General features: G+C 70.5%; 3 protein-coding genes and 1 pseudogene. 1 reads left to right on the plus strand and 3 read right to left on the minus strand.

The window, feature by feature from the left end:
- On the plus strand, positions 1 to 454 hold a 454-nt coding region (locus ACFDSW_RS11265; protein ID WP_375250389.1), incomplete at its 5' end, for a CPBP family intramembrane glutamic endopeptidase.
- A 54-nt stretch (positions 455 to 508) separates the two neighbouring features.
- On the opposite strand, the gene ACFDSW_RS11270 is transcribed toward ACFDSW_RS11265, so the two are convergent.
- The 3 genes and pseudogenes from ACFDSW_RS11270 to ACFDSW_RS11280 all read right to left on the minus strand — a co-directional run.
- Positions 509 to 1225 carry a DsbA family protein gene (locus tag ACFDSW_RS11270; protein ID WP_375250390.1) on the minus strand — a complete coding sequence of 239 codons (717 nt, stop codon included), beginning with the start codon at positions 1223 to 1225 and terminating at the stop codon, positions 509 to 511.
- Positions 1222 to 2601 carry a M48 family metalloprotease gene (locus ACFDSW_RS11275; protein ID WP_375250391.1) on the minus strand — a complete coding sequence of 460 codons (1380 nt, stop codon included), beginning with the start codon at positions 2599 to 2601 and terminating at the stop codon, positions 1222 to 1224. The genes ACFDSW_RS11270 and ACFDSW_RS11275 overlap by 4 nt, the downstream gene beginning before the upstream one ends.
- Positions 2602 to 2737: 136 nt before the next feature.
- Positions 2738 to 3358 (minus strand): annotated as a pseudogene (locus ACFDSW_RS11280) (ribonuclease E/G); the annotation flags it as partial.

Here is a 3358-nt window from a genome sequence, read left to right on the forward strand (position 1 = left end):
GGCCTGGCCGTGGGCGCTCGGCGGCATCGTGGCGGGCGGCACGATCATCGGCCTTGTCGAGCGCTGGCGGGGGCGGCCGTTCGGCCTGGGCGATGTCGAGGCGGTGATGCCACGCACCCCGCGCGAGCTGGGCTGGGGCGTGATCCTGTCGCTGACCGCTGGGGTGATGGAAGAGGGGTATTTCCGCCTGCTGTTGCCGCTGCTCGCGACGCTCGCGACCGGGTCGGCGGTGGTCGGTTTCGGGCTGGCGACCCTGCTGTTCGGTGCGGCGCATCGCTATCAGGGGTGGAAGGGCATGATCGCCACCGCGGTGACCGGCGCGTTGCTCGCGGCGGTGTATCTGGCCTCGGGCGCCTTATGGGTGGCGATCGCGCTGCACGTCGCGATCGACCTGAATGCATTGGTTGCGCGGCCGGTGGTGTCGGGGCGGGTGCGCTTCGGCGACACCGCATGATCCGCGCCCCGTGCTCCGGGGGCGCGGGCGAGCGTGCGGAACGGTTCGACCTGCCTAGCCCGCCCGCGCCCGGGCGATCGCTTCCTTCAGCCGCTCGATCGGCAGTGCGCCGCTCAACACCTGATCGCCGATCACCCAGCTCGGCGTGCCGGTCACTCCCAGTTTCGCCGCGGTTTCCAGGTTGGTGCGGATCGTCTCGTCGGCATCGGCGGGGATCTTCGCCAGATCGACTCCGGTCGCCTTCGCCGATTGCGCGATCGTCGCGTCGCTGACCGGGCCGGCGGCGTAGAGCGCATCGTGGAACGCTTTGAACTTCCCCTGTCGCGCGGCGGCGAGCGCGGCGCGGGCGGCACTGCGGCTTTCGTCGGACAGCACCGGCAGCTCCTTGAAGACGACGCGCAAATTCCTGTCCCCGGCGACCAATTGTTCGAGCGTCGGCACGCTGGCGCGGCAGAAGCCACAATTATAGTCGTAATATTCGACCAGCGTGACATCGCCGTCGGGGTTGCCGATCATCGCACCGGGATAGGGTTGCTCGATGGCGCCCCGGCTGGCGGCGACCGCGCGGGCGGCGTCCTTTTCCTGTAGCCGCTGCATCGCCTGCGGGATGATCTCGGGGTTGGCGAGCACATAGTCGCGCACCGCACGCCCGATCCGTGCCTCGTCGGCCGCGCCCAGCTCGCCCGGTGCGACGCGCTGCGCCAGCCACATGCCGCCCGCGCCGAACAGCACGCCGACCATCACCATCGCGAGCAACCAGACCCGTTTCACCGCCGCTTCTTCCTGTTCTTGTCATTCTCGGTCTGCGACGTCATCGCGATGTCCTGCGCGCGGATCCAGTCGGGCGAGTTCTTCGGCAGCCCAGCCATGGCGTAGCGTGCGCGGTCGGCCGCGGTGCGATGGTCGCCGGTCATGCTCGCCCGCTCGGCGCTCGCCAGCGCGGCACGCGCCTCGTCGCCGGTCAGTTCATAGACGGTGCCGAGCTGGAACCAGGCGAAGGGATTTTCAGTGTCGCGTCCCACCGCGGTGCGCAGCACACGCTTGGCCTCGGCATAGTGGCTGGGATCCTCGGTCGCGATCAGCGCATGGCCGTAGGTGGTGGCGATCAGCGGATCGTTGCGCGATCCCTCGGTCGCGCGCTTCAGCGGGGCGAGCGCCAGCTTCGGCTTGCCCGCCTCCAGCAGGATCTGGCCCATGATCTCCTGAAAATAGGGATCGTTCGGTTCGCTCGCGACCAGCGCCTCCGCCTCGGCATCGGCCTTTTCGGGATAGCCGGCGCGGTGATAGGCATAGGCACGCGCGTAATGCGCGTAGATCGACTGATCGCTGTCGGGATATTTCTGCAGCGCCTGCGCCGGCGGCATCAAATAGCCGTCCAGCTTCGCCTTCACGCGGCGGAAGCGCTCCTCCAGCCGCGGGTCGGATGGCTTGCCCCATGACGGTGATGCCTGCAGGTCCGCGGTCAGCGTCTGGACGCGCGTGCCCGACAGCGGGTGCGATTGCATGAACGGGTCGATGTTCTTCGTCCCGTAGCGATATTCCTGCTGCTGCAGCTTCTTGAAGAAGCTGAGCATCCCGCGCCCGGTGATCCCGGCGGTCGACAGAAACCGCACCGCGGAGGCATCGGCGGTCGCTTCCTGCACGCGGCTGAAGGCGAGATATTTGCCCATCGCGGCTTGCTGTCCGGCGGCGAGGATGCCGGCGCCGGCTTCGCCCCCGCCTGCGGCCATCGCAGCCAGGCCCAGCACCATCGACAGGAGATAGATGCCCATCGCCGGGCGCTGCCCCTCCGCGCTGGTGATGACATGGCCGTCGGCGATATGGCCCAGCTCGTGCGCGATCACCCCCTGAACCTCGTTGGCATTATCCGCCGCCTGGATCAGTCCCGAGTGAATGTAGACGGTTTGCCCCCCCGCGACGAAGGCATTGATCGAATCGTCGTTGATCAACGCCAACTGCACGTCGGCGGGGCGAAGGCCGGCGGCGGTGACCAGCGGCGCGGACATGTCACGGAACATCGCCTCGGTTTCGGCGTCGCGCAGGATCGATTGCGCCTGTGCCGGCGCGGCGGCGACCAGAATCGTGACCGCAAAGGCGGTGAGCCAGCGACGGTGCCGTCGCGCGCGGGGGCGGGGGGAAGTGCTCATGACGCGACGCCGGCGTGTGGCGCAGCGGCGCTGAACGGCGGGTGAAGCGCCGCCGGCCACCGGCCCCGATGCCACCGGCCCGCCGCCGCCTCGTGGAGAAGCGGCGGCGTCCCGATCGTCGGAGCGCGTGGCGGGATCACCCGCCGAAGGTGCGCTGCCACCAGCCACGGCGCGGCGTGCCGGCGGCATCGTCCTCGTCATCCGATGCCGTGGCGGGCTCACGCTCGGCCTCGGGCACCGGTTCGTCCGCCACCGCCGGGGCAGCTTCCGTTGCGGGCGTCGTCTCCGCCTTCTTGCGCCGGGTACGCTTCGGCTTGGGCGCCGGTTCGTCCTCCGCTTCCGGGGGCGGCGCGCCCAGACCATCGCTGACGACACCGGCGTCGCCCGCATCGGCGACCGGCTCGACCGCTTTCTTGCGGCGTGTCCGCTTCGGCTTGGCGGGCGCTTCCTCCGCCGCCGGCGTTTCGGACGGGGCCGAAGCTTCCGGTTCCGGCGCGGCGGTGTCGTCGCTCACCGCCTCGGCCGCCGGTTCAACCGTCGTCGCAGCGCGCGCGCGGGGACGGCGGCGCGTCTTCGGCTTGGCCCCCGGCTCGGGCGCGGCGGCTGCGACGGGTGCGGGTTCCGGCGTCGGTTCCGGATCGGGCTGGGCTTCCAGGACGGGCTCAGCGTCGCGCTCCGGCGCGCCCTCGACATCGGCAGCGCCATCGGCCGCCTCGCCCTCGGTGGTGCGCTCGCCGTCCCGACGACGACCGCGACG

It is taken from the genome of Sphingomonas sp., from assembly GCF_042091075.1.
GTDB lineage: Bacteria > Pseudomonadota > Alphaproteobacteria > Sphingomonadales > Sphingomonadaceae > Sphingomonas.